This is a genomic window from Mycobacterium sp. 1274761.0, assembly GCF_001668615.1.
GTDB lineage: Bacteria > Actinomycetota > Actinomycetes > Mycobacteriales > Mycobacteriaceae > Mycobacterium.
In genome coordinates this window covers 45,880-69,683 of the sequence record NZ_LZMC01000082.1, presented here as the reverse complement: position 1 = coordinate 69,683, position 23,804 = coordinate 45,880, and the positions used below count along the sequence as shown (strand labels likewise).

The following is a 23,804-nucleotide window of genomic DNA, read 5'->3' as shown; positions in this document are numbered from 1 at the left end:
CACTACGACCCGACGATTGAGGGCTGACGTGAACGAACCCGTGCGCGCACGGCGAGACGAACCCGAGCTCGCCGACGACACCTCGACGCGCTACCGCATCCTGGTGGCGACCGCCGAGGTGCTGGGCCGCAGCGGCCAGACCAAGCTCAGCCTGTCGGAGGTCGCGTTGCAGGCCGGCGTCTCCCGCCCGACGCTCTACCGATGGTTCGCCGACAAGAACCAGTTGTTGGACGCGTTCGGCGTCTACGAGCGTGAAATGTTCGACACCGGCATCGGCCGGGCGACCGCCGGACTGCGAGGCACCGAGAAGCTGGATGCCGCATTGAGATTCATCGTCGAGTATCAGCACTCCTATTCGGGCGTGCGGCTGGTCGACATCGAGCCGGAGGTCGTCATCGCGCAGCTGTCGCGCATCATCCCGGTCATGCGGGCCCGTCTGCTGAAACTGCTGTCGGGATCCAACAGCGACATCAAGGCCGCGACGGCCATTCGAGTAGCGGTCTCGCACTACATCGTTCGCAGTGACGACGACGACCAGTTCCTGGCTCAGCTGCGTCACGCCGTCGGGATCAAGCCGGCCACCTGATGGAATCTCGACGTGTCAGCGACGAACTCGAGATCGTCGCGCTGCTCAACACCTACGCATGGGCGGTCGACACGAAGAACTGGCAGCTGTACCGGTCGGTGTTCACCGCCGACGCCCACATCGACTATTCGGCCGACGTTTTCCAGGGTTCGGTCGATGAGGCGATCGAGTTCTTCTCCGGCGACTTCTCGGCGCTGGTGGCGATGAGCATGCATTACATCACCAATATTCAGCCCGACATCGACGGCGACACCGCGCGCGTGTGCGCGATGTTCTACAACCCAACGCGGTTTCACGGCGTGGCCGAACTGAGCACGTTCGGCGGCTACTACTACCACGATCTGGTACGTACTCCAGACGGCTGGCGCAGCAAGGCTCTGCGCGAACAGATGGTGTGGACGACGAACTCGCCGCGCGCAGCTCAGGCCTGAGCGGCCAATTGCCCGCAGGCAGCGGCGATTTCACGGCCGCGCGTATCGCGCACCGTGCATGACACACCCCGCTCGCGGACTCGCCTGACGAATTCCCGCTCGGCCGGCTTGGGGCTGGCGTCCCACTCGCTGCCCGGCGTCGGGTTCAGCGGGATGACGTTGACGTGCGCGAGTGGCCCCAGCGCGCCGTGCAGGCGCTTGCCGAGTAGGTCTGCGCGCCACGGTTGGTCGTTCACGTCGCGGATCAGTGCGTACTCGATCGACACGCGTCTTCCCGTCACGTCGGCGTAGTACCGTGCGGCGTCGAGCGCCTCCGATACCTTCCACCGGTTGTTCACCGGAACCAACGTGTCACGCAATTCGTCGTCGGGGGCATGCAACGACAGCGCCAGCGTCACGCCGAGCCGCTCGTCGGCCAGCTTGCGGATCGCCGGCGCCAGCCCGACCGTCGAAACCGTCACCGAGCGCGCCGAGATGCCGAACCCGTTAGGTGGCGGCGCGATGATGCGCCGCACCGCTGCGAGCACGCGGTTGTAGTTCGCCAGCGGCTCCCCCATGCCCATGAAGACGATGTTGGACAGGCGACCCCCGCGCGCAATCCCGTCGCCGTCTCTGTCGCGCAGTTCGACGGCGGCCGTGCGGACCTGCTCGAGGATCTCTGCCGTCGACAGGTTGCGCTTGAGCCCACCTTGGCCCGTCGCGCAGAAGGGACACGCCATCCCGCAGCCGGCCTGTGAGGAGATGCACACCGTATTCCGCTGGGGATAACGCATCAGCACCGACTCGAACGTCGTGCCGTCGACCGCGCGCCAGAGCATTTTCCGCGTCTCGCCCGCGTCGCACTCGATCTCCTGGACCGCATCGAGCAGACGCGGGAACAACGCGTCGGCCACTTGGTCTCGCACCGCCGCGGGCAGATCCGTCATCTCGCGGGGGTCGGCGATCAGCCTGCCGTAATACTGGTTGGCCAGCTGCTTTCCGCGAAATGCAGGCAGCCCCAGCTCCGCCGCGGCGGTCGCGCGTCCCGGTTCGTCGAGGTCGGCGAAATGGCGCGGCGGCATAGCGCGTCGCGGCGGATCGAAAACCAGGGGCAGAGATGTCGACATGGGCTTTCGTCCAGTATCCCATCCATCGCGCCGGAAATTCATTGGCCAACAGACGCGTTGGTCGCAACCATGAGAGCCGTGACCATGCCGACCATGCCGTTGCGCACCGCGGCGATCCTGACGTTCTTCTACGCGATGGGCTATCCCATTGGTGCGCTTGCGGTTTCGGCGATGTCGCCCATGGCGGTATTGGTGTTCCGGTTTGGCCTGGCCGGAGCGATTCTTCTGGGCTGGGCCCTTGTGTCGAAGGTGACGTGGCCCACAGGGCGCACCCTGGCGCATGTGCTGATCAGCGGGCTGCTCGCCCAGGCGCTGCAATTCATCGGGCTGTACGTCGCGCTGTTGCACGGCGCGCCCGCGGTCCTCGGCGCGGTGATCATCTCGATGAACCCGGTGGTCACCACTGTTTTGGCGGTCACCTTCCTCGGTGAACGGCTGACATGGGGCCGTGCGGGCGCACTGGTTCTTGGCGTCGTTGCGGTGCTGTCGGCCTGCGGAGGCAGGCTGATCGCCGTCGGCGGTGTCGATTCCGTGGTGTTGCTGCTGGTGGTCGCGCTGATCGCGGTCGCGGGCGGGGGCGTGTATCAACAGAAATTCTGCTCGAGCGTCGACTTCCGCGTGACCGCCGCGCTGCAGAACCTCGTGTCCCTCGTCCCTGCGGCAGCGCTGCTGGTGGTGTTTCCGTGGGAGGTGACCGACCCGTGGAAGGCGGTCGGCGCCGTGGCGGCGGTGGTGCTGTTCAACGCGACGACCGCGATGACCTTGTACGTGCGCGCGATCAACAACTACGGCGCGGCTGCGGTCGCGATGCTGTTCGCGGTGATCCCGGCCGTCGCCGGTCTGCTGTCGTGGCTGATGCTCGGCCAGCGTCCAGACATCGGCATCGCGATCGGGTTGATTGTCGGCGCGGCGGCGTGCTGGCTCAACTCCCGCACCGGCAGACTCGCCGCTGACAGTCCACCCGCGGCGGCCTCTATTCCGCCTTCCTCCACGCCGTGCGTCGCGGGATCCAGCGCGGCACGTTCTGCCGGTAGGTGACGTAGTCCTCGCCGAACCGCTGCGCCAGATGCGGCTCCTCCCAGACCTGGATGACGGTGGTCAGCATCAGGAAGAAGATCGCAGACCACAGCAGTAGCCAGACCGAGCCGGTAATCGCCGCCTCTCCGAGCAGGATCGCGAAAACGCCTGCGATCATCGGGTTTCGGACGTGGCGATACGGCCCCTCGACGACCAGATGCACCGGCTGGCCCATGACGTCGCCCACCCCAAGAGTGCCCTTGCCGACGCGGTCGAACAGATAGACCGTCCAGAACAGCATGCCGACTCCGCCGGCCACCAGCGCAGCGCCGACGATCACCGACGCCCACCGCAGAGGCGTCGACAGGTCCGGTGCGCGAACATCGGTCAGCACCACGATCAACGCCGGAATCAGCACCGTCATCGTCACCGGTGCGACCAGAAATGACAGGACATGGCGCCAGAAGAGCCGCCGCTCGAGTGTCTCCGCCATTGCAGACCTCCTTACTTCAACTGCCGTTCAAGAATCATCGTAGGCCGGTGGTGCGTAAACAACAACACGTGTTGAAGTATTCTTCGGCCATGCCTGGAACGCCGCGCGTCGGCCGCTGGCGTAGCGGCCAGCAGAGCAAACAGCGCATCATCGATGCGGCTCGACAGCACTTCCAACGCCACGGCTACGAGCGGGCCACCGTCCGAGGAATTGCGTCCGATGCCGGTGTTGACGTCGCGATGGTCTACTACTTCTTCGGCAATAAGGAGGGCCTGTTCTCGGCGTCGGTGCTGACCGGTCCCGACCACCCGCTTCACCACCTGGCTGCACTGTTGGACGAGGGTCGCGAGGACATCGGCGCACGACTGGTACGACGGATCCTCGAACGCTGGGACCACGGGAGCCACTTCGAACCGCTGATGACGCTGTGGCGGTCGGCGGCGATACAACCCCAAGCCAGGAAAGTGCTGCACGAGGCGCTTGCCGGCCCGATGGCTCAGCGCGTCGCCGGCGAATTCGGCGTGGCCGACGCCGAACTGCGCGTCGAGCTGGTGGCCAGCCATTTGATGGGCCTTGCGTTCGCCCGTTACCAGCTCAAGATCGAACCAATGGCCTCGGCGAGCGTCGAAAAGTTGGTTTCGATGACAGGGCCGACGATGCAGCGCTACCTGACCGAACCCCTCGTTTAGTCCGCTTCGCCGACCGCGGCCATCGTGCGCGCCAACTCCCCCGCGATGTGCGGGCCCGCCGGTTGATACACCAGCTCGGTGACTCCGCCTGCTGCGTATTCGGCGACGCGGGCCCGCAGTTGCTCGGCCGTCCCGCTGAACGTGAACTGCGGAAGCAGATCGGCGGCCACCGCGACGGCCTCTTCGTCCACGTGCGTCAGCCGCACCAGGTGACCTTCGTGGGTGAGGAGGTGCCGCTCGGCACCTCAACCTCCACGGGCCGGTCGGCGACGAACCCGTCGGTGTGCAGCATGCGTATCGGCGCGCCCTCCCACTGCACCGTCTCGCCACGCAGCAGCGCAGGACGGCTTCATGGGCCTAGAACCTACCGGCACGCACCGCGTCTCAAGTCGGGCAGTTTGTCGGTGGTCGAATGTATGTTCGAGGTATGTCGGTCGAGGTGGTGCAGGAAGCGATGGCCGCCCTACGGGCCGCTTATGACGCGTTCGCCGCCACTGAATTGGATGCGTTGACGCGCGCCGAGTTGGTGTCGGTGATGGATGAGTTCGAGACGTTGATGTGTCAGTTGCCGACGCAGTCGCATCGGCTGTTGGCGCGGCTGCAGTCGCAGACCACGCCGAAGGAGATGGGCGCCAAGTCGTGGAACGAGGTGCTGCGTATTCGGTGGCGGCTTTCCACCGCAGAAGCCTCCCGTCGCCTGCACGACGCCGCAGACCTGGGCCCTCGCACCAGTCTCCCAGGGGAGCCGTTGCCGCCGCTGCTGCCCGCCGTGGCCGCGGCGCAAGCTGCCGGACTGATCACCGGGGAGCACGTCGCCACCATCAGGGGCGCGATCAAACAGTTGCCGTCGTGGGTCGACACCACCACAGCCGAGCAGTTCGAAGTCGACCTCGTCCGCGTCGCCGCTGGGGTGGGCCCCAAAGAGTTACGCGACACCGCGGCGCTGCGGCTGTTCCTGCTCGACCAGGACGGCCCGGAACCCGACGACGCAGAACGTGAACGCAAACGCCGCCTCGCCGCCGGTCGGCAAGGCCGCGATGCGATGAGCCCGGTGGTCGCCGACCTCACCCCCGAAGCGTGGGCGGTGTGGGAGGTCATCTTCGCCAAATACGCCGCCCCAGGCATGTGCAATCCTGCCGACGACGAGCCCTGCACCTCGGGCACGCCTACGCAAGCCCAGATTGACAACGATCACCGCACCCTGGAACAACGCCAGCACGACGCCTTGCTCGTCGTGGGCCGGATCGCGCTGATGAGCGGTGAGCTCGGGCAGCTCAACGGGCTGCCGGTGTCGGTGATCGTCCGCACCACCCTGCGGGACTTGGAGAGCCGCGCGGGGATCGGCGTGACGGGCGGCGGCGCCAAGATCCCGGTCGCCGACGTGATCCGGATGGGGGCGCACGCCAACCACTACCTCGCGATCTTCGACGGGGCCACGGGAGCCGCACTTGACTTGTTTCGCGCCAAGCGGGTGGCGTCACCGGCGCAGCGGATCATGTTGATCGCGCGTGACGGTGGCTGTTCGAAACCGTGCTGCACCGTGGGCGCCTACGGCGCCCAAGTCCACCACGCCGAGACCGACTGGATCCTCGGCGGTAACACCAACGTCGACGACATGACCTTGGCTTGCGGCACCGACAACCGCAGCGTCGAGGACGGCGGCTGGGCCACGACCATCAACGCCCGCGGCGAATGCGAGTGGCACCCACCCGCACAGTTAGATCACGGCCAATCCCGGATCAACTTCTACCACCGCCCCGAAGCACTCCTGCGACCGCTCGACGACGAGCACGAGTCGGCGTCGGAGCCCTCAGAAATACCCGGCGGAACCGAACCACCCGACCACCGAGCCGCCTGACTCCCCCGTGCTCAGGCAAGCACCGTCAGGACAATCCAGCCGGCCACGGCCGACGGCAGCATCGCATCGATGCGGTCCATGATGCCGCCGTGTCCGGGCAGCAGCGTGCCCATGTCCTTGATGCCGAGATCACGCTTCACCTGCGACTCGACCAGATCGCCGAGCACGCCGGTGATCACGAGCATCAGCCCCAACGGCACGCCGACCCACGGCGGGCGATCCATCAGGAACGTCACCGACAGCACCGCGGCGGTGGTCCCGAACAGCAGCGAGCCGCCCAGGCCCTCCCACGACTTCTTCGGGCTGATGGCAGGCGCCATCAGGTGCTTGCCGAACAGCACCCCGGCGACGTAGCCGCCGATGTCGGCGAAGACGACCGTCGCGATCACGGTGAACGTCCGGGCGCCACCGTGGTCCTGGAAGATCAGCAGCGCGCTGAAACTTGCGAACAACGGCACCCACGTCGCCAACAACACCGTGGCCGAGATGTCGCGCAGGAAGTTCTCCGGCTGCTCGCGCGGACCCCGCCCGACCAACCGCCACACCATGCAGACGACGATGGTTCCGCCGTAGGCGCCCAGCATTCCGGCGGGGCCGTAGTACGTCAGCCAGATCATCGCCTGGCCACCCAGCATCAGCGGGATGACGGGCAGGGCGTATCCGGCTTCGCGGAGCCGACGGATGACCTCGTGGATGGCGATCGCGATGAAGACGGCCAGCACGGCCAGCCAGCCGATGGGCCAGAACAGGAGGATCCCGATCGCGAGCGCGCCGAGTACCACGCCGACGCCGATGGCCGCCGGAAGGTTGCGCCCGGCCCGGGATGCCTTCTTGGGCGGCTCCGACGTATCGGCCACCGGATCTGCGTGCTGATCGGCCACTAGACCTCCAGCAGCTCGCCCTCTTTGTGTTTGACCAGGTCGTCGATCTGGCTGGTGTAGGTGTGGGTGGTCTTGTCGAGTTCCTTCTCGGCGTGTTTGACCTCGTCCTCGCCTGCCTCGCCGTCCTTCTTGATGCGGTGCAGCTCTTCCATCGCCTTGCGGCGGATGTTGCGCACCGACACCCGGGCGTCCTCACCCTTGGCCTTGGCCTGCTTGACGAGTTCGCGGCGGCGTTCCTCGGTCAGCTGCGGGATGGCGACGCGGATGACGTTGCCGTCGTTGGAGGGGTTGACACCGAGGTCGGAATTGCGGATGGCGTCCTCGATGGGCTTGAGCTGCGACTGCTCGTAGGGCTTGATGACGACCAGCCGCGCCTCGGGCACGTTGATGCTCGACAGCTGCGTGATGGGAGTCGACGACCCGTAGTAGTCGATCGCGATGCGCGAGAACATGCCGGGGTTGGCGCGGCCGGTGCGGATGGAGGACAGGTCGTCACGCGCGACGGACACCGCCTTCTCCATCTTCTCTTCGGCATCGAAGAGGGTTTCCTCGATCACTGCTTCTCCATATGCTCGTGGCTAATCGCGCGGTCAGCTGGTGGTGACCAGTGTTCCGATCTTCTCACCTGCGACCGCCCGCGCGATATTGCCGTCGACAAGAAGGTTGAAGACCAGAATCGGCATGCCGTTGTCCATGCACAAGCTGAACGCGGTGGCGTCGGCAACGGCCAATCCTTTGTCGATCACCTCGCGGTGGGTGATCGCGGTGAGCAGCTCGGCGTTGGGGTTGGACCGCGGGTCCGCGGTGAACACGCCGTCGACGGCCTTGGCCATCAGCACCACCTCGGCGCCGATCTCCAGCGCGCGTTGCGCGGCGGTGGTGTCGGTCGAGAAGTACGGCAAACCCATGCCGGCACCGAAGATCACCACGCGGCCCTTCTCCAGGTGGCGCACGGCCCGCAGCGGGATATAGGGCTCGGCGACCTGGCCCATCGTGATGGCCGTCTGCACCCGGGTGGCAATGCCTTCGCGTTCCAGAAAGTCTTGCAGCGCAAGGCTGTTCATGACGGTGCCAAGCATCCCCATGTAGTCCGAGCGGGTGCGTTCCATACCGCGCTGCTGCAGTTGCGCGCCACGGAAGAAGTTGCCGCCGCCGATGACGACCGCGACCTGCACGCCACTGCGGACCACCTCGGCGATCTGGCGGGCGACCTGCGACACGACGTCGGGATCGAGACCGACCTGACCGCCGCCGAACATCTCGCCGCCGAGCTTTAGCAGGACGCGTGAATACATGGGCCGGGTTTCCGGAGCCGCCTGGCCGGCGACATCGAGGTCGGCGGTTGCTTTACCGGCGACAGGGGAATCGGAAGCGTCGGCTCCGTTGGTGGTCGATTCCGCCATCCGACTCCTCCGGGGTCCTCGCATGAGATCGCCATCCCGGTGCTGGCCCAGGACGGCTATCCCTAATCCTGCCTCATACCGGCCTGGCAGCCAGTATGGGGTGGTGCGACGGCGCGTTAGCCGAGATGGGCCAAAAGAAGCCAGGCTCCCATCGATTTGCGCCCGTTCGGCTCGTCGCGGATGTTCGTGCCGCCGAATACTTCGACGTGTGCGGCGAACTGCTCCGGCACATGCGCGTGGATGCGGGCCGGCCTGATCTCGTCGATTTCCCAGTATTTCGAAACGACGGCGCGCAGCTCGTCCTCGGTGACGGCGTTGATGGGCGAGTCCGCTGGCATGCCCGCAGCGTCGAATACGAGCACGAAATAGGAAGCTCCCGGTGCGGCGGCCCGCACGATGGACTGCTGGTAACCCTCGCGCAGCTCGACCGGCATGCTGTGGAACAGCGTCGAATCGATGATTGTGCCGAACCGGCCGTCGTAGCCGGTGAAATCGCTGATGTCGGCGACCTCGAAACTCGCGTTGGTCAGCCCGCGCTTGGCGGCCTCCTCGCGGGCCAGCTTGATGGCGGTCTCCGACGCGTCGAGGCCGACGGTGGTGAAGCCCTTCTCCGCGAGATGCAGCGCCGTCGCGGCCTCGCCACAACCCGCGTCCAGCACATCGCCATGGACCTTCCCCGCATCGATCAGCGCCTGGATCTCCGGCTGGGGTTCGCCGATGCTCCATGGCGGGCGGAAGCCCTGAAATTCTTCGGCCTCGCCGCGATAGGCCGCTTCGAACATTGCTTGTTCCGGTTGCGTGGTCATACCCAGTGTCTATCAACCTAGTTGATATATGTCAATATGCCTGATATGAGCGAAAACCTCGAAGATGAGCCGTTGGGCTATCTGCTCTACCGTGCGCACAACGCGCTGCGCTCCGAGGTGACCTCCACCGTGCTGGAACCGCTCGGTCTGGCGTTCCCGCAATACATCTGCATGCGGATACTGTCACGATTTCCTGACCGGTCGAACGCCGAACTGGCGCGCGACACCAACGTCTCGCCGCAGGCAATGAACACGGTGCTGCGCGCCCTCGAGGAGCGAGGCCTCGTCACCCGACCGGCGACGGTGTCGTCCGGGCGCTCGTTGCCGGCCGCGCTGACGCGCGAAGGGAAGGCGTTGCTCGCCAAGACCGACGCGGGTGTGAAGGCCGCCGAAAACCGGCTGATGGACAAGCTCTCCAGCCGTCAGCGCGCCGACTTCAAGTCGACCCTGGCCTCGCTGGGCAACGAGCGCCCCTGACCATCTCTCCTCCTGCGAACGTTCCTTATCAGTCAGGCCGACGCGTGGAGGCGCGGCCAGGGCTGCGCCTCTTCGAGTTCGTAAGCCAACTGCAGCAGCCGCGTTTCGCGTCCGCGGACGGCGGAGAGCATCATGCCGACGGGCATGCCGGCTGCGGAATGCGCCAACGGCAGCGAGATGGCCGGGTCGCCGGTCGCATTCTGCAGCGGGGTGAAGGCCACCCAATCCATGAGCCGATCCATCACCTGGTCGTAGGGCGCTGTCGGATCGAGGTGCCCGATCCGGGGTGTCTCATGTGCCAGCGTCGGCATCAGCACGGCGTCGTAGGTTTCCGACAACCGTTCGGTTATGCGCCGGGACGCCGCCAACCTCGCGATTGCCAGCGGAACCTTGTGCAGGTTCCTCGCGGCTGCCCCGTACAGACCCAGCGTCAGGTTGTCGAGCTTGGTGCGGTCGAAACTGGGACCGTACGTCCGCCGCCCACGAAGCACGATCGCAAACGCCAGAAACTGCCAATACAGCACAAAGTCGTCTTTGAACCGCGGCCGCACCGGGTTGTCGATCTCGGTGACCTTGTGCCCAAGACTCTCCAGCAGGGCCGCAGACTTGAGCGTCAACTCACGAATCTCTGGACTCGCTTCTCGCACAATCGATTTCGTGCATACGGCGATACGGAGGCGCTGCTTGGACGGGCGGGCCACGTCGCCGATGGGCGGCAGCTTCGGGTTCCGGTACGCTCGCTCGGCTTCGCGCAGGAACGCCGCGGTGTCACGTACCGTCCGCGTGAGCACCCCGTTGGCGACAAGCTGCAGGGGCATCTGCGCAGCCTGCACATCCAGCGGCAGCCTGCCGCGCGTCGGCTTGAGACCCACCAGCCCATTGCAGGCGGCCGGAATTCGGATCGATCCGCCGCCGTCGTTGGCGTGCGCAATCGGAACCACTCCGGCCGCGACGAAGGCGCCGGACCCCGACGACGAAGCGCCCGCGGTAAATTCCGGATTCCAGGGGTTGCGAACGGGATTCAGCCTCGGGTGCTCGGCCGAGCCGCTGAAGCCGAACTCCGACATCTGCGTCTTACCCAGGGCTATCAGGCCGGTTGAAAGAAAGACCCGCGCGAACGCACCATCGGCCTTCGCCGCACGCGGCTGCCACGCGTCGGTGCCATGCATCGTCGGCATGCCCGCGACGTCCACGTTGTCCTTCACGAAGGTCGGGACGCCGTCAAAGTAGCCGCCATACGGGCGGGGTTGTGTCGCGCGGGCGCGGGCCCGCTCGAAGGCCTCGTAAGCCAGCCCGTTGAGGGTCGGGTTGACGGCCTCGGCGCGGGCGATCGCGCCTTCGACGAGCTCGGACGGGGTGACCGTGCCCGCGCGCAGTAGTTCTACGAGGCCAACCGCATCGAGATCGCCGAGGGCATCGTCACCGAAATCGAAGGCACTGACGCGAGTCACACTCTGACGGTACCAACTCGTACCGCTATGCCTTCACACAATTCAGCCCCCGTGAGGGGCGGCAGAGGCCAGGCGGTTAAGCCTGGCCGACCTCGAAGCGCACGAACCGGGTGACGGTCACGCCTGCCTCGTCGAGCAGCGCCTTGACCGTCTTCTTGTTGTCGGACACCGACGGCTGATCAAGCAGCACGACGTCCTTGTAGAACCCGTTGACGCGGCCTTCGACGATCTTGGACAGGGCCTGCTCGGGCTTGCCCTCCGACTTGGCGGTTTCCTCGGCGATGCGCCGCTCGTTGGCGACGACGTCCTCGGGCACCTCGTCGCGGGTCAGATACTTGGCCTTCAGCGCGGCGATCTGCAGGGCGACGGCGTGGGCGGCATCTACACCTTTCGAGTCGGAACCCGACTCGTACTCAACGAGCACACCGACCGCCGGTGGAAGGTCGGCGGCCCGCTTGTGCAGATACGTCTCGACTGTGCCGTCGAAGTACGCGGCGCGACGCAGCTCGAGCTTCTCGCCGATCTTCGCCGACAGGTCGGCGATGGTCTGCTCGACGGTCTTGTCACCGACCTTGGCTGCCTTGAGCGCGTCGACGTCGGTGGCCTTGGCCGCCGCGGCCGCCGTGACGATCTGATCGGCGACCGCCTGAAACTCCGCATTCTTGGCGACGAAGTCGGTCTCGGAGTTCAGTTCGATCAGCGCGCCATCTTTGGCGGCGACCAGACCCTCGGCGGTCGCGCGCTCGGCGCGCTTGCCGACGTCCTTGGCACCCTTGATGCGCAGCAGCTCGACGGCCTTGTCGAAGTCGCCGTCGGCCTCGACCAGCGCGTTCTTGCTGTCGAGCATGCCGGCGCCGGTCAACTCACGGAGTCGCTTGACGTCGGCAGCGGTGTAGTTCGCCATTCTTGTCTTCCTAGGGGTTCGTCGGGGGCTTCGGTTCGGTCTGAACGTCGGCCTCGGGAGTGCCCGGCTCGGCGCCAGCGGCGGTCGGGCTTGCGGTCGTGGCCGCCGGTGCCGTCGCCGAGGCCAGCAGCTCCTGCTCCCATTCGGCAAGCGGCTCGGCGCCTTCGGCCTCGGGCTTGTCGCCGTTGCCGACACCGGCGCGGGCCTGCAGTCCTTCGGCCACTGCGGCGGCGATCACCTTGGTCAGCAGCGCGGCCGACCGGATCGCGTCATCGTTGCCCGGGATCGGGTAGTCGACGAGGTCGGGGTCGCAGTTGGTGTCGAGGATCGCGATGACCGGGATGCCTAGCTTGCGGGCCTCACCGACGGCGATGTGCTCCTTGTTGGTGTCGACGACCCAGACGGCGCTGGGCACCTTCTGCATGTCGCGGATACCGCCGAGCGACCGCTCCAATTTGTTCTTCTCGCGGGTCAGCATCAGGATTTCCTTCTTGGTGCGACCCTCGAAGCCACCGGTCTGTTCCATCGCCTCGAGCTCCTTGAGGCGCTGCAGACGCTTGTGCACGGTGGAGAAGTTGGTGAGCATGCCGCCCAGCCAGCGCTGGTTCACGTACGGCATGCCGACGCGGGTGGCCTCCTCGGCAATGGACTCCTGCGCCTGCTTCTTGGTGCCGACGAACATGATGGACCCGCCGTGGGCGACGGTTTCCTTGACGAACTCGTATGCCTTGTCGATGTAGGTCAGCGTCTGCTGCAGATCGATGATGTAGATGCCGTTGCGGTCGGTGAAGATGAACCGCTTCATCTTGGGATTCCAGCGTCGGGTCTGGTGCCCGAAGTGGGTGCCGCTGTCCAGCAGCTGTTTCATGGTCACTACGGCCATGGTTATGCCTCTTAATGTTGACGGTTGTCGCCCGGCGTCGGGTGATGCCAGGCCCTGGCGTCTGCTGCATGCCGGACCCGGTCGGAGGTTTCCGATTCGGGACCGCCCGGCATGCGGATGCGACCCTAGTGGTACGGGGTTGCGGCGCAGGCGCGCGAAGTCAATTCGCTCGCGCGAATTGCGGGTCTGAGTTTACACCGTTCCAGCAGGTGCTTTGTCCACACCGATGTGTCGATCCCCAGCTGACCGGTCGGGGGCTTGGAAAACCGGCGTGGATTCGCTGAGCTGGGCGTATGCGGGTAGCGGCGGTCGTGGTGGTCCTCGCATTGGTATGCGGCGCGCCCGCGTGGGCCGACGCCGGCCGCCTGGGCTGGCCGCTACGGCCTCGGCCTGCGGTGGTGCGGGCATTCGACGCGCCGACGCCGAACTGGCAGCGCGGCCATCGCGGCGTCGACCTGGTCGGCGTGCCAGGTCAGGCGGTCTACTCCGCCGGGCCGGGCACGGTCGTCTTCGCGGGAAACCTGGCCGGTCGGCCGGTGGTGTCGATGGCGCATCCCGGCGGTCTGCGGACCAGCTACGAGCCCGTCATCCCGTCGGTCCGGGCGGGGCAGTTGGTGGCCGCCGGCTCGCCGCTGGGCGAATTGATTGCCGGACACCAGGGCTGCGCCGCGTCGGCGTGCCTGCACTGGGGTGCTATGTGGGGCCCGGCCGCCGACGCCGACTACGTCGACCCGCTGGGGCTGCTGGACACGACCCCGATCCGCCTCAAGCCCCTGCACGGCTGATTTCCTTCCGCTGGCGCACGATGCGGGTCCGTACGCTGGGGGATGATGAGCATCGCCCCAGATACCACCGTCGTGCTGGGCCATCGGTTCGCCAGCGAGTTGCCCGAACTCGCGGTGCGCTGGCAGGCCGAAGCCGTTGCGCAGCCACGGCTGCTGGTCCTCAACGAACCGCTGGCCGCGCAGCTCGGACTTGACGCGAATTGGCTGCGCACCCCCGACGGGTTGGGCCTGCTGATCGGGACGAGCCTGCCCGACGGTGCCGAACCCGTCGCGCAGGGCTATGCGGGCCACCAGTTCGGTGGCTGGGTGCCACGGCTAGGCGATGGGCGCGCGCTGCTGCTGGGTGAACTCATCGACACCAGCGGCCGACTGCGCGATCTGCACCTCAAGGGCGCTGGCCGCACCCCGTTCGCCCGCGGCGGCGACGGCCTGGCGGCCGTCGGCCCGATGCTTCGCGAGTACATCGTCAGCGAGGCGATGCACGCGCTCGGCATCCCGACCACGCGTTCGCTGTCGGTGGTCGCCACCGGCCGTCCTGTCCAACGCGAGACGATGCTCGACGGCGCCGTCCTGGCCAGGGTCGCTGCTAGTCACCTGCGGGTCGGCAGCTTCGAATATGTCTCGGCGGCAGGCGAATTGGAAGTGCTGCGCCGCCTCGCCGACCACGCGATCGCCCGCCACTACCCCGCCGCCGCGGACGCCGACAACCCCTACTTGACGCTGCTCGACGCGGTCGTTTCGGCTCAGGCGCAGCTGATCGCGCAGTGGATGCTGGTCGGGTTCATCCACGGCGTGATGAACACCGACAACATGACAATATCCGGCGAGACGATCGACTACGGCCCGTGTGCGTTCATGGACACCTTCGATCCCAAGACGGTATTCAGCTCGATCGACTCGTGGGGCCGCTACGCCTACGGCAACCAGGCCACCGCGGCCGGCTGGAACCTGGCGCGGTTCGCCGAGGCGTTGCTGCCGCTGATCGCCGACGATCAGGACCAAGGGGTCGCGCTGGCCACCGCCTCACTGCAGGAATTCCCGAGGCGCTATGCATCCGCGTGGACGGCCGGCATGCGCGCGAAGCTCGGCCTCGCCGACGCCGTCGACGACTCGGTGGTGGAGGATCTCGCCGACGGGTGGCTCGAGCACCTCGAACACGAAAAGCTCGATTTCACTTCGTCTTTCCGTCGGTTGAGCCGGCTCGCTCGCGGCGATGACAGTTTGGGGCCCGACCAGTGGGTGGCGCGCTGGCGGGCGCTCGACCCAGATGCCGATGCGATGGATCGCGTCAATCCCGTCTACGTGCCGCGCAACCACCTGGTCGAGGAGGCTCTCGCGGCCGCGATATCGGGCGATCTGGATCCGCTGGAACGGTTGTTGTCGGTTGTCACGTCGCCCTATACCGCACGTCCGGGCTTCGAGCGCTACGCCGAACCCGCTCCCGACGAGTTCGGCAGCTGCTACCGAACCTTCTGCGGCACTTAGTCCGCTAGTTCAGGCGCGTGGGTGGGCCTGGTCGTGCACGGCGCGCAGCCTCGCGACCGTCACGTGGGTGTAGAGCTGGGTGGTCGCCAGCGTGGAGTGCCCCAGCAGTTCCTGCACGATGCGCAGATCCGCGCCGCCCTCGAGCAGATGGGTGGCCGCGCTGTGCCGCAGCCCATGCGGTCCGATGTCCGGCGCGCCGTCGACCGCGGCGACGGTCTGGTGCACCACGGTTCGGGCCTGTCGTTGGTCGAGCCGACGACCTCGGGCGCCGAGCAACAGCGCCGGTCCCGACTCACCGGTGGCCAACGCGGGCCGTCCGTCGCTCACCCAGGCCGTCAAGGCGGCTTGGGCCGGCTCGCCGAACGGCACGGTGCGCTGCTTGTTGCCCTTGCCGAGCACCCGCAGCAGCCGCCGCGACATGTCGACGTCGTCGATGTCGAGCCCGCACAGTTCACTCACCCGGATGCCGGTGGCGTAGAGCAGCTCGACGATGAGGCGGTCTCGGAGAGCCATCGGATCACCTTGCTGCGCACCGGAATTGGCGGCGGACATGGCGTCGAGCGCCTGGTCTTGACGCAGCACCGCGGGCAGCGTCCGCCGCGCCTTGGGCATCTGCAGGCGTACCGCGGGATCGCTCGACATCAGCCCCCGCCGCGTCGCCCACGCGGTGAACGTCTTGACCGCCGAGGTGCGCCGCGCCAGCGTGGTGCGGGCCACGCCCGCGGCCGCCTGCGTCGACAGCCATGCCCGCAGCAGGGGCAGGGTCAGGTGGCTCAACTGCGCGTCGGGCACGCGCTGGGCGAGGAACCCGAACAGCGACCGCAGATCGCCCCGGTATGCGCGACGGGTATGGTCCGAGCGGCCGCGCTCCAGCGCGAGGTGCTCGTCGAACTCGTCGAGGATCGCCTCCACCGGCCAACCGTCGCAGACAGGCGTGCGTGGGCTCAGGTGACGCGCCGAAGCGTGTCCGGGGTGAGATCTTTCAGCGTCGGATAGCCGTCCACGGCCATGATGAGGTCGGCCTCGGCCAGCAATGATCGCAGCACGTGGACGACGCCGTCGGTGCCCCCTAGCGCGAGACCGTAGGCGTAGGGCCGGCCGATGCCGACCGCGGTGGCGCCCAACGCCAGCGCCTTGATGATGTCGGCGCCGCTGCGGATGCCGGAGTCGAAAAGCACCGGAACACCGTTGGCGGCCTCGACGACACCGGGCAGGCAGTCGATCGCAGGGATGCCGCCGTTGGCCTGACGTCCGCCGTGGTTGCTGCAGTAGATGCCGTCGACTCCCCCGTCGATAGCACGCCGGGCGTCGTCGGGATGGCAGATACCTTTCACGATCAATGGCAGCTTGGTCAGCGACCGCAGCCACGGCAGGTCGTCCCAGCGCAGCGGATTACCGAAGGTCTGCACCCAGCTCAGCACCGCGGCCTGAAGGTTCTCCTCGGGAGGCTGGGCCAACCCGGCGCGGAAGACCGGGTCGCTGGTGTAGTTGCTGAGGCACTTCCCACGGAGCTGCGGGAAGTTCGATGTGGACAGGTCACGCGGACGCCAACCGGGCACCCAGGTATCGAGGGTGACGATGATGCCCTTGTAGCCGGCGGCCTCTGCGCGGTGCACGAAGCTGGCGGCCAGGTCGCGGTCGGCGGGCGTGTAGAGCTGGAAAAAGCCTGGGGTGTTGCCGAATTCGGCGGCGATGTCCTCCATCGGGTCTTCGGTGAGCGTCGAGATGACCATCGGCACCCCGGTGCGGGCGGCGGCCCGCGCGGTCGCGAGGTCACCGTGTTCGTCCTGCGCGCACAGGCCGATCACCCCGATGGGTGCCATGAAGATCGGCGACGGCAGCGTGAGGCCGAAGAGGTTGACCGACAGGTCGCGCTCTTTGGCGCCGACGAACATCCGCGGCATCAGGCCCCAGCGGTCGAACGCGGTGCGATTGATCCGCTGCGTGTGCTCGTCGCCCGCGCCTCCGACGACATAGGACCACACCGACGGCGGCATCGCGGCTTCGGCTTTGGCCTCCCATTCCGCATAGGACATCGGGAGTTTCGGCACAATGCCGGACAAGCCCTGCAGATAGATCTCTAGTTGGTAGTCACCGAATGCCATGGGCCTAGCGTGCCAGGCCGACGATCAAGCGTTGGCGCCTTGCTCCGCTTCGGCGAGTTCGCGTTTCCATTGGCGGAACGTCTCCTCGGTGCGGCCGCGGCGCCAATAGCCGGAGATGGAGGCCGCCCACTTGGCGTCGACGCCGCGCTCCTTGCGGATGTAGGGCCGCAGGTTGTGCATCACCGTCTGCGCCTCGCCATGGACAAAGACCTGCACCTGGCCCGGAAGCCAGTTGGCCTCCTTGACCGCGGTGATCAGCGGTGCGTGGTCGCCAGCCTTCTCCTCGGGCACCAGGTCGGCGCGCCCGCCACGATAGATCCAGCTCACCTCGACACCCTCGGGTGCCTTGAGCGGGATCTCGTCCTCCGGACCGGCCACCTCGATGAAGACCCGCCCGATTGCGTTGTCGGGCAACGCTTCCAACGCCGCGCTGATCGCCGGCAGGGCGGCTTCATCGCCTGCCATCAAGTGCCAGTCGGCAGTCGGATCCGGCGTGTAGGCGCCGCTGGGACCCATCAGATACGCCGGTTGTCCCGCCTTGGCCGACAGCGCCCACGGACCCGCCACCCCGTGTTCTCCGTGCACGACGAAGTCGATGGCCAGTTCGCGACGGTCGGTATCAACGCTGCGGACGGTGTACGTGCGCACGGCCGGGCGCTTCTCGACGGGCAACTCGTTGAAGCTGTCCACTGTGAGCGGTTGCGGCAGCGCGGAGACGTCGATGCCCTCGCGGACGAACACGACTTTCACATACGCGTCGGTGTAGTCGTTCGGGGTGAACGTGTCGAAGCCCGTGCCTTCGCCGGCGTCGCCCAGCACCACGCGGATGATGTGCGGCGTCACCTGCTCGGTGCGCACCACCTCGAAGGTGTGTATCGGGCGTCCTGCCACGGCTCCTCCAGAATCCTGACTAATTGTTAGCTGTTCTCAACGACTCTACGAGCACCGGCTATTCCGCGGTGTTCTCCCTTGCGGCTCGGCTGAGCTTCCAGTAGCCCTCGTGCCGGGTGATCAAACCGCACACTTCAAGCATGGACAGCGGTCCCAGCACGTGCGTTGGTGCCAGTCCCGAGGCCACCGCGATCTGGTCGATGGTGCGACGACCGCGGGCCGGAAACGCCTCATAGACCCGCTGCTCGGCCTCTCCGAGGCTATCGAGCGCCGTCTCGGGCCGCTGCTCGTCGGGCGCAAGCTCACCGACTCGTCCCACCAGCTCGACAACATCGGCGGCCCGCGTGACGATGTGGGCTGCGCCGCGGATCAGTGCGTGACATCCCACCGACGCCGCTGATGTGACGGGGCCGGGCACCGCACATACCGAACGCCCCAGCACCCGCGCCCAGGCGGCGGTGTTCGCGGCGCCGCTGCGGGCGCCCGCCTCCACGACCACCGTCGCGCCCGAAAGCGCGGCCACCAGCCGGTTACGGGTGAGGAACCGATAGCGGGCAGGGCGCAACCCCGGCGGATACTCCGTCACCACCAGGCCGTCTCTGCTGATTCGCTGCAGCAGCCCGGCGTGACCTGAGGGGTACGGGACGTCGATGCCGCCCGCGAGCACGGCCACGGTGAAGCCCTCGCAGGCCAAAGTGGCGCGGTGCGCAGCGCCGTCGATGCCGTAGGCCGCACCCGACACCACCGTTACGTCCCGCTCGACGAGGCCCGCGGCCAAATCGGCCGCGACGTGCTCGCCGTATGCGGTCGACGCTCGGGTCCCGACGATCGCGGCGGCGCGCTCGGCCATCTCGTCGATGCGGGCCGGTCCGACAGCCCACAGCACCAGCGGCGGATGTGCTTGTGGCCGGTCGTCCTGGTTGACGGCGGAGAACGCGGTGAACGACAGCCACGGCCATTCCTCGTCGTCGGATGTGATCAACCGCCCGCCGCGGCGGTTGAGGAGATCGAGATCGGCTGCGGCACAGTCTATCCCGCGGCGAGCCTCGACACATCTGGCGAGCTCGTGGTTGTCGATCCGGCCGGACTTGATGCGGTCGGCGGCTTCGCACGGCCCCACCTGGTCGACCAACGCCGCGAGCTCCGGACATGGCGGCTCGGCTACCCGCGACAGGTAGGCCCATGCAAGCCGGGTGTCGTCGCTCATTGCCCACCACCGAGTTCTCGGAAACTCAGTGCGGTCTTGACATCCTCCACCCCCGGCGCGGTGCGCCCGGCCAAGTCAGCCAGCGTCCACGCGACGCGCAGCGTGCGGTCGACACCGCGAATGCTCAGCACTCCGCGGTCCGACGCCGTCTTCACGGGCTGCATGGCCTGTGCTCCGAGCCGGAAGCGGCGTCGCAACAGCACACCGCTGACCTCCGCGTTGGTCCGAATCCCGTAAGGCTGCCACCGGTCTGCGGCCACTTCACGTGCGGCCCTCACCCGCTCGCGCACCGTTGCCGTCGATTCGCCGGCCTCCGCGGTGAAGGCTCCCGCCCTCTCACGGTGCATGACCACCTGCAAGTCGACGCGGTCGGCCAGGGGCCCCGACAACTTGGTCACGTAGCGGCGCTTGGCAGCCGAGGTACAGACGCAGTCGCAGGGATCCGGCGATGCACACGGACACGGATTGGATGCGAGCACCAATTGAAAGCGGGCCGGATAGCGGGCGACTCCGTCACGTCGGGCGAGCCGAATCTCGCCGTCCTCCAACGGTGTCCGTAACGCCTCCAACGCATTCGTGCTGACCTCGGCGTACTCGTCGAGGAAGAGAACGCCGCGATGGGCACGGCTGACGGCACCGGGTCGCGCCATCCCGGAGCCGCCGCCGACCAGCGCGGCCACGCTCGACGTGTGATGCGGCGCGACGAACGGCGGGCGGGTGATCAGCGGCGTATCGCCCGACAGCAGACCGGCGACCGAGTGGATCGCGGTGACCTCAAGCGCTTCATCGGGCGTCAGGCCCGGCAGCAGCCCCGGAAGCCGTTGCGCGAGCATGGTTTTGCCGACTCCCGGCGGACCGGTCAGGGTAATGTGGTGCGCTCCTGCGGCGGCTACCTCGATGGCGAAGCGGGCGTGGGTTTGACCGACGACATCGGCGAGGTCCGTGTCGTCTTGCCGTACCGCTGTCGGCGCCTCGACCCTCTCGGCGAGCTGCGCCTTGCCCGAGAGCCAAGCCTTCAGCTGGCCCAGGGTTCTCGCGCCCAGCACCTCGATGCCGTCGATGAGGCTCGCCTCGCGAAGGTTGTGGATGGGGACCACGGCCGCAGGCCAGCCCTGGCGCTTGGCGGTGAGCACAGCGGGCAGCACGCCCTTGACCGGCCGCACCCGGCCATCAAGCGCCAATTCGCCCAGCAGCACGGTCTTTTCCAATCTGGGCCACGGCTTCCTCCCGTCGGCCGACAACACGGCCACCGCGAGCGCCAGGTCATACACCGAGCCCATCTTGGGAAGCGTCGCCGGAGACAGCGCCAGCGTCAGCCGCGTCTTCGGCCAGTCGCTGCCGCAGTTGGTGATCGCCGCCCGGACCCGATCACGTGATTCCTGCAGCGCGGTGTCGGGGAGCCCGACAAGGTGTACACCAGGCAGCCCCGAGGCGATGTGGGCCTCGATCTCGACGATCTCGCCCTCCAGTCCTTGCACGGCAACCGAGAACGCTCTGCCCAGCGCCATCAGCCGACCGCCTGCAGATGGATGATCTCAGGGGTGCGCTGGCGCCCGATCCGCACGCCGATCACGTCGATGCGCACGCAGGCCCAGCGGCGGTCCTGACTTGCGAGCCACAGCCCCGCCAACCGCCGCAGCCGCCGCACCTTAACGGGGGTGACGGCTTGCTCGACACCACCGAACTGATCGCCGGTGCGGGTCTTCACCTCGACGAAAACAGCTGTGCGCGTGGTGTTGTCGGCGACAATGACATCCAGCTCGCCATAGCGGCAGCGCCAGTTGCGCTCCAACACGGCCAACCCCTGCGATGTCAGGTGGTCGACCGCGAGCTGTTCGCCAAGCGCGCCGATCTCGGCACGAGTCCATGTGGTCATGCCGTCACGATGCAGCCCGCCGCCGACATCGCAGTGCTTGCGACGGCACTTATCCCCAATGCCGACTTCATCCACAGGTCGAGGGATAGGGTTTGGCCCTGATGTCAACTTTCGTTCTGGTCCACGGCGGCGCCCACGGCGGGTGGTGTTTTCAGCCACTCGCCCGCATTCTGCGGGAGCACGGGCACGACGTGTACACCCCGACGCTGACCGGACTGGGCGAGCGGGCCCACCTGTTCCGCGCCGACGTGGACCTCGACTGCCACATCAACGACATCGTTGCGGTGCTGCACTACGAGGACCTTCGGAACGCCATCCTGGTCGGGCACAGCTACGGCGGCGTGGTGATCACAGGGGCCGCCGACCGGGCACCTGATCGCGTCGCCCATCGCGTCTACCTGGACACGATGGAGCCCAAAGACGGCCAATCGCTCGTGGACATCGCGGGCCCCTTCATGTCGGCCGCCCAGCTGGACAGCCGGATCATCGACGGCGTGCAGATGTGCCTGTTTCCCAGCGACGAGACACTGCCGTTCTACGGGGTAACGGATCCAGACACGCTGTCCTGGATGCGCGAGCGGCTGACACCCCATCCGTGGCGATGCTTCGAACAACCCCTGACGCTCACGAACAGCGCTGCGCTGCAGTCGATTCCGCAATCGCACATCAGCACGACGACCTTCATGTCGCTACGCAACGTCGACCGGCTGCGGGAGAAGGCCGACGGGCGGGTATGGGACATCGACACCGGCCACGACCTGATGATCACCGAACCCCACAAGGTGGCCGAACTCCTCGACCGCGTCGCCGTCCGTTAACGCGTCCCGGTCGATGAAACCGCAGGTGCGCACGCGTCATTCAGCGAATGGGGTACGGCGACGGCGGTACAGTCAGCCACCATGGCGCAGCCCAATTTGAAGGGGGCGACGGAGACCGGCGAGGCGCAGTCCGGACCGCTTGCGTTCCACCGGCGAAACAACTCGAGGATCAGTTGCAGGCCTACACCGAGGCGACCGACCAGAAAACCCGGGCTGGCGCCGCGGTCCGACTGCTGGCGTCGAAGGACGTCGCGTCGGCACGCGAAGCCATCCGCGACGACTACAGCGATATCTATGTGCAGATCCACGCGCTCATCGGCGCCGCGGAGCGCATCGGCGACTGAGCCGTTGTGCTTCCCCGACTCGAGAGTTTCGCGGCCGTCAAAATCTGGGTACTCGGCCCCGCGAGGAGGTCGACATGAGCGACGCGTCAGTACACGGGGTCGTCGACAGAGCCACCGACAGCAAGGCGTTCGAATACGCGGCGCGTGGCGGCTTCGCGGCCAGCGGGGTACTGCACCTGCTCGTCGCATTCATCGTGCTGCGACTGGCGTTCGGCACCAGCGGCAACGCCGACCAGTCGGGCGCTCTAGCCACGCTGGCCAAGCAACCCGGCGGGGCGGTCATGCTGTGGGTCTCCGCCGTCGGCCTGCTGGCGCTGGGGCTGTGGCGCGTCAGCGAGGCCGTCGTCGGATCCAAGCCCGGTGAAAAATCCGGCCAGCAGGCGGGCGACTCCGCGGCGTGGAAGCGGGTCAAGTCGCTCGGGCTGGCGATCGTCAACTTCGCAATCGCCGTGTCAGCGGCGCGTTTTGCGATGGGCAGCGGACAGTCCAGCGGCCAACAGAACGCCGGAATGTCGGCCCAGCTCATGCAATCCGGTTGGGGCAAGGCCCTGTTGATCGCCGTCGGCCTGGGCCTCGCCGTTGTCGGCGGCTACCACATATACAAGGGTGCTGCGAAGAAGTTCCTCAAAGACCTCCGCGTGTCGGGCGGCACCGCGATCACCGCTGTCGGCGTGACGGGCTACGTGGCCAAGGGCCTCGTGCTGGCCGGTGCGGGCCTGCTGGTCATGATCGCCACCCTGCAGGCCGACCCGTCCAAGTCCACCGGTCTCGATGCGGCAGTCAAGACGCTCGGGCAGGCACCGTTCGGCAAGTTCCTGCTGATCCTCGCCGCGGTCGGAATCGCCGCGTTCGGCGCCTACAGCTTCGTGCGCAGCAGGCACGGCAGGATGTAGCCGCCTCTATTGGAACTGCTCAACAAGCGCGGCCAACTGTCCCGGCGACACCGCGACCCCGCACTGGGCCCGCAGATCGGTGAGGGGCTGCGCGATACCCTTCAATTCCAGGAACTCGCCAGGATGTGCCGCGAAGTAGTTCTGGACGTTGGTCTTGGCCTCATCGGTCGGCTGGGAACCGGCCTTGGTCAGCACGTCGTCCGCGCCAGGGTGGTTGGCAAGAAACGCGCCCGCCGAGGCCAGCACTCCGCTGGCCGTCGAGGACAGACCGCTTGCGGTGCACGGCGCGGCGCTTGCCGCCGGCGCGGCGATGCCGGCGCCGAGTGCGGATGCGGCGATCACGCCGGCGATGGCACGGCGAAGTACGGATTCGGGCTTGGTCATGGCAGTGGTATCCCCTCGCGTCATAGCAGGC

General features: G+C 67.1%; 28 protein-coding genes. 11 read left to right on the top strand and 17 right to left on the bottom strand.

Annotated features, from left to right (window positions below; all coding sequences use genetic code 11):
* Nucleotides 1-28 precede the first annotated feature (28 nt).
* Together A5651_RS17310 and A5651_RS17305 are read left to right on the top strand one after the other, a co-directional pair.
* On the top strand, nt 29-586 hold the full coding sequence (locus A5651_RS17310) for a TetR/AcrR family transcriptional regulator (RefSeq protein ID WP_066983404.1): 558 nt from the start codon (nt 29-31) through the stop codon (nt 584-586).
* Nucleotides 586-1,017, top strand: a complete 432-nt coding sequence (locus A5651_RS17305; protein WP_066983401.1) for a nuclear transport factor 2 family protein — start codon at nt 586-588, stop codon at nt 1,015-1,017. The genes A5651_RS17310 and A5651_RS17305 overlap by 1 nt, the downstream gene beginning before the upstream one ends.
* Here A5651_RS17305 and rlmN read toward each other — a convergent pair.
* The gene (gene rlmN, locus A5651_RS17300; RefSeq protein WP_066983398.1) at nt 1,008-2,123 is read right to left on the bottom strand and encodes a 23S rRNA (adenine(2503)-C(2))-methyltransferase RlmN; all 1,116 of its coding nucleotides are present in this window, start codon (nt 2,121-2,123) and stop codon (nt 1,008-1,010) included. The genes A5651_RS17305 and rlmN overlap by 10 nt on opposite strands.
* 69 nt (nt 2,124-2,192) lie before the next feature.
* Between rlmN and A5651_RS17295 the strand changes: the two genes are divergently transcribed.
* On the top strand, nt 2,193-3,161 hold the full coding sequence (locus tag A5651_RS17295; protein WP_066983395.1) for a DMT family transporter: 969 nt from the start codon (nt 2,193-2,195) through the stop codon (nt 3,159-3,161).
* Here A5651_RS17295 and A5651_RS17290 read toward each other — a convergent pair.
* On the bottom strand, nt 3,097-3,633 hold the full coding sequence (locus A5651_RS17290) for an isoprenylcysteine carboxylmethyltransferase family protein (protein ID WP_066983392.1): 537 nt from the start codon (nt 3,631-3,633) through the stop codon (nt 3,097-3,099). The two genes, A5651_RS17295 and A5651_RS17290, sit on opposite strands and share 65 nt — an antisense overlap.
* An 89-nt stretch (nt 3,634-3,722) precedes the next feature.
* On the opposite strand from A5651_RS17290, the gene A5651_RS17285 reads away from it, so the two are divergent.
* Entirely contained in the window at nt 3,723-4,322 is a 600-nt protein-coding gene (locus A5651_RS17285; protein WP_066983389.1) for a TetR/AcrR family transcriptional regulator, read from the top strand.
* Here the strand turns inward: A5651_RS17285 and A5651_RS17280 are convergent.
* Nucleotides 4,319-4,528 (bottom strand): hypothetical protein, encoded by a 210-nt coding sequence (locus A5651_RS17280; protein WP_066983386.1) that lies wholly within the window; start codon nt 4,526-4,528, stop codon nt 4,319-4,321. The genes A5651_RS17285 and A5651_RS17280 overlap by 4 nt on opposite strands.
* A gap of 206 nt (nt 4,529-4,734) precedes the next feature.
* Between A5651_RS17280 and A5651_RS17275 the strand changes: the two genes are divergently transcribed.
* Nucleotides 4,735-6,180, top strand: coding sequence for an HNH endonuclease signature motif containing protein (locus A5651_RS17275; RefSeq protein WP_066983383.1), 1,446 nt, complete (start codon nt 4,735-4,737; stop codon nt 6,178-6,180).
* Between the two features lie 11 nt (nt 6,181-6,191).
* Here A5651_RS17275 and A5651_RS17270 read toward each other — a convergent pair whose 3' ends face one another.
* The 4 genes from A5651_RS17270 to A5651_RS17255 form a co-directional block, all read right to left on the bottom strand.
* Nucleotides 6,192-7,061, bottom strand: a complete 870-nt coding sequence (locus tag A5651_RS17270) for a phosphatidate cytidylyltransferase (RefSeq protein WP_066983378.1) — start codon at nt 7,059-7,061, stop codon at nt 6,192-6,194.
* A complete protein-coding gene (gene frr / locus A5651_RS17265) occupies nt 7,061-7,618 on the bottom strand; it encodes a ribosome recycling factor (RefSeq protein WP_066983375.1) in 558 nt (185 codons plus the stop codon). The genes A5651_RS17270 and frr overlap by 1 nt, the downstream gene beginning before the upstream one ends.
* 33 nt (nt 7,619-7,651) lie before the next feature.
* Nucleotides 7,652-8,356: a UMP kinase gene (gene pyrH / locus A5651_RS17260; RefSeq protein WP_066983496.1), complete on the bottom strand. Its 705-nt coding sequence runs from the start codon at nt 8,354-8,356 to the stop codon at nt 7,652-7,654.
* 224 nt (nt 8,357-8,580) lie between these two features.
* The gene (locus A5651_RS17255; RefSeq protein WP_197496654.1) at nt 8,581-9,270 is read right to left on the bottom strand and encodes a class I SAM-dependent methyltransferase; all 690 of its coding nucleotides are present in this window, start codon (nt 9,268-9,270) and stop codon (nt 8,581-8,583) included.
* Between the two features lie 45 nt (nt 9,271-9,315).
* Here A5651_RS17255 and A5651_RS17250 point away from each other — a divergent pair, with 45 nt between their 5' ends.
* Nucleotides 9,316-9,747, top strand: coding sequence for a MarR family winged helix-turn-helix transcriptional regulator (locus tag A5651_RS17250; RefSeq protein WP_231988725.1), 432 nt, complete (start codon nt 9,316-9,318; stop codon nt 9,745-9,747).
* Nucleotides 9,748-9,779: 32 nt separating this feature from the next.
* Here A5651_RS17250 and A5651_RS17245 read toward each other — a convergent pair whose 3' ends face one another.
* The 3 genes from A5651_RS17245 to rpsB all read right to left on the bottom strand — a co-directional run bounded on the left by A5651_RS17245 (nt 9,780) and on the right by rpsB (nt 12,985).
* The gene (locus tag A5651_RS17245; RefSeq protein ID WP_066983369.1) at nt 9,780-11,198 is read right to left on the bottom strand and encodes an amidase; all 1,419 of its coding nucleotides are present in this window, start codon (nt 11,196-11,198) and stop codon (nt 9,780-9,782) included.
* 76 nt (nt 11,199-11,274) lie between these two features.
* Nucleotides 11,275-12,102, bottom strand: a complete 828-nt coding sequence (tsf, locus tag A5651_RS17240) for a translation elongation factor Ts (RefSeq protein WP_066983366.1) — start codon at nt 12,100-12,102, stop codon at nt 11,275-11,277.
* Nucleotides 12,103-12,112: 10 nt separating this feature from the next.
* Nucleotides 12,113-12,985 carry a 30S ribosomal protein S2 gene (rpsB, locus tag A5651_RS17235; RefSeq protein ID WP_066983362.1) on the bottom strand — a complete coding sequence of 291 codons (873 nt, stop codon included), beginning with the start codon at nt 12,983-12,985 and terminating at the stop codon, nt 12,113-12,115.
* A gap of 293 nt (nt 12,986-13,278) precedes the next feature.
* Here rpsB and A5651_RS17230 point away from each other — a divergent pair, with 293 nt between their 5' ends.
* Together A5651_RS17230 and A5651_RS17225 are read left to right on the top strand one after the other, a co-directional pair.
* Entirely contained in the window at nt 13,279-13,770 is a 492-nt protein-coding gene (locus A5651_RS17230; protein ID WP_066983358.1) for a M23 family metallopeptidase, read from the top strand.
* A 45-nt stretch (nt 13,771-13,815) separates the two neighbouring features.
* Nucleotides 13,816-15,255 (top strand): YdiU family protein, encoded by a 1,440-nt coding sequence (locus A5651_RS17225; protein WP_066983489.1) that lies wholly within the window; start codon nt 13,816-13,818, stop codon nt 15,253-15,255.
* Nucleotides 15,256-15,264: 9 nt separating this feature from the next.
* On the opposite strand, the gene A5651_RS17220 is transcribed toward A5651_RS17225, so the two are convergent.
* Genes A5651_RS17220 through A5651_RS17195 form a run of 6 tightly spaced genes read right to left on the bottom strand, consistent with a single transcriptional unit; the run spans nt 15,265 to nt 21,334 of the window.
* The gene (locus A5651_RS17220; protein WP_066983355.1) at nt 15,265-16,167 is read right to left on the bottom strand and encodes a tyrosine recombinase XerC; all 903 of its coding nucleotides are present in this window, start codon (nt 16,165-16,167) and stop codon (nt 15,265-15,267) included.
* A 32-nt stretch (nt 16,168-16,199) separates the two neighbouring features.
* Nucleotides 16,200-17,360: an alpha-hydroxy-acid oxidizing protein gene (locus A5651_RS17215; protein ID WP_066983352.1), complete on the bottom strand. Its 1,161-nt coding sequence runs from the start codon at nt 17,358-17,360 to the stop codon at nt 16,200-16,202.
* A gap of 24 nt (nt 17,361-17,384) precedes the next feature.
* Nucleotides 17,385-18,251: a siderophore-interacting protein gene (locus A5651_RS17210; RefSeq protein WP_066983349.1), complete on the bottom strand. Its 867-nt coding sequence runs from the start codon at nt 18,249-18,251 to the stop codon at nt 17,385-17,387.
* 58 nt (nt 18,252-18,309) lie between these two features.
* Nucleotides 18,310-19,458, bottom strand: coding sequence for a DNA-processing protein DprA (gene dprA / locus A5651_RS17205; RefSeq protein ID WP_066983347.1), 1,149 nt, complete (start codon nt 19,456-19,458; stop codon nt 18,310-18,312).
* A complete protein-coding gene (locus A5651_RS17200; RefSeq protein ID WP_066983343.1) occupies nt 19,455-20,966 on the bottom strand; it encodes a YifB family Mg chelatase-like AAA ATPase in 1,512 nt (503 codons plus the stop codon). Before A5651_RS17200 ends, dprA begins: the two co-directional genes overlap by 4 nt.
* Nucleotides 20,966-21,334, bottom strand: a complete 369-nt coding sequence (locus A5651_RS17195) for a YraN family protein (RefSeq protein WP_066983486.1) — start codon at nt 21,332-21,334, stop codon at nt 20,966-20,968. The genes A5651_RS17200 and A5651_RS17195 overlap by 1 nt, the downstream gene beginning before the upstream one ends.
* Nucleotides 21,335-21,435: 101 nt before the next feature.
* Between A5651_RS17195 and A5651_RS17190 the strand changes: the two genes are divergently transcribed.
* The 3 genes from A5651_RS17190 (at nt 21,436) to A5651_RS17180 (ending at nt 23,389) form a co-directional block, all read left to right on the top strand.
* A complete protein-coding gene (locus A5651_RS17190) occupies nt 21,436-22,152 on the top strand; it encodes an alpha/beta hydrolase (protein WP_066983340.1) in 717 nt (238 codons plus the stop codon).
* A 173-nt stretch (nt 22,153-22,325) separates the two neighbouring features.
* On the top strand, nt 22,326-22,496 hold the full coding sequence (locus tag A5651_RS25510; protein ID WP_156663013.1) for a hypothetical protein: 171 nt from the start codon (nt 22,326-22,328) through the stop codon (nt 22,494-22,496).
* Between the two features lie 74 nt (nt 22,497-22,570).
* Nucleotides 22,571-23,389 (top strand): DUF1206 domain-containing protein, encoded by an 819-nt coding sequence (locus A5651_RS17180; RefSeq protein ID WP_066983334.1) that lies wholly within the window; start codon nt 22,571-22,573, stop codon nt 23,387-23,389.
* A gap of 6 nt (nt 23,390-23,395) precedes the next feature.
* On the opposite strand, the gene A5651_RS17175 is transcribed toward A5651_RS17180, so the two are convergent.
* A complete protein-coding gene (locus tag A5651_RS17175) occupies nt 23,396-23,773 on the bottom strand; it encodes a heme-binding protein (protein ID WP_066983331.1) in 378 nt (125 codons plus the stop codon).
* Nucleotides 23,774-23,804 lie beyond the last annotated feature (31 nt).